1 protein-coding gene is annotated in these 1,524 nt (G+C 66.9%); it reads left to right on the plus strand.

Annotated elements, in window-relative coordinates; all coding sequences use genetic code 11:
• A partial coding sequence (locus tag MSP7336_RS23495) for a beta-ketoacyl reductase (RefSeq protein ID WP_113965227.1) occupies nt 1-1,524 on the plus strand: 1,524 nt, incomplete at both ends.

Here is a 1,524-nt window from a genome sequence, read left to right on the forward strand (position 1 = left end):
AGGCGAACTATGCGGCGGCGAATTCGTTTTTGGATGCGTTGGCCGCGCATCGGCGGGCTCATCGGTTGCCGGCGATCTCGCTGGCCTGGGGGCTGTGGGATCAAGCCAGCAACATGACCGGCGGACTCGACGCCGCCGACCGCGCCCGACTGAGCCGCAGCGGTGTCGTCGCGTTGTCCTCGGCCGAGGCCCTTGAGCTGTTCGACACCGCGCTGGCCGTCGACGAACCCTTTGTGGTGCCGGCTCACATCGATAGCGGCGCGCTGCGCGCGCACGGAGCGCTGGTGCCGCCGATGTTCAGCGAGCTCGTCAAGGCGCCGACTCGCCGTCGCGTCGACGAGTCCCTGGCCGCTACCAAATCGAAATCCGCACTGGTACAACGGCTGAGCGGTCTCAGTGAGAGCGAGCAGCATGCGGTGCTGCTGGATTTGGTGCGCTCGCACATCGCCACGGTGCTGGGAACCACCACGCCGGAGGCCATCGACCCGGACAAGGCGTTCCAGGAGCTGGGTTTCGACTCGCTGACCGCGGTCGAGATGCGCAACCGGCTCAAAGCCGCGACCGGGCTGGCGCTTTCACCCACCCTCATCTTCGATTACCCAACACCCAACGCGCTTGCCGGATACATGCGTACCGAGCTCGCCGGGGTGCCTCAAGAAGTCAAGCACGTTCCGGCCGTCCGGACCACAGGCGACGACCCGATCGCGATCGTGGGGATGTCGTGCCGCTTTCCCGGTGGCGTTGATTCGCCAGAAGACTTGTGGGACATGGTTGCCCAGGGCCGCGATGTGCTCACCGAGTTCCCCAAGGACCGCGGCTGGGACTTGGCCAGCCTGTTCAATCCCGACCCAGACGTACCCGGCGCCTGCTACACGCGCGTCGGCGGCTTCGTCGACGATATCGCCGGGTTCGACGCGGGATTCTTCGGGGTGCCGCCGAGCGAAGCGCTGGCGATGGACCCGCAGCAGCGGATGTTCCTGGAGTTGTCGTGGGAGGCGTTGGAGCGCGCCGGGATTGACCCGACCAGCCTGCGGGGCAGCGCCACCGGTGTATTCGCCGGGGTGATGACCCAGGGTTACGGCATGTTCTCCGCCGAACCGGTGGAAGGCTTCCGGCTGACCGGCCAGTCGTCAAGTGTGGCCTCCGGGCGGGTCGCCTACGTGCTAGGCCTGGAGGGTCCGGCACTGTCGGTGGACACCGCGTGCTCGTCGTCGTTGGTCACGCTGCATATGGCGGTGCAGTCGCTGCGGTCGGGGGAGTGCGATCTGGCGCTGGCCGGCGGTGTGACCATCAACGCCACCCCAGACATTTTCGTGGAATTCAGTCGCTGGCGGGGACTTTCACCGGACGGCCGCTGCAAGGCATTCGCCGGCTCTGCCGATGGCACCGGATTCTCCGAGGGTGGCGGGATGCTGGTGGTGGAGCGGTTGTCGGATGCGCGGCGGCTGGGTCATCCGGTGTTGGCGTTGGTGCGTGGGTCGGCGGTGAATCAGGATGGCGCGTCGAATGGGTTGACTGCGCCGA

The sequence above is a fragment of the Mycobacterium shimoidei genome (assembly GCF_900417275.1).
GTDB classification, from domain to species: Bacteria; Actinomycetota; Actinomycetes; order Mycobacteriales; family Mycobacteriaceae; genus Mycobacterium; species Mycobacterium shimoidei.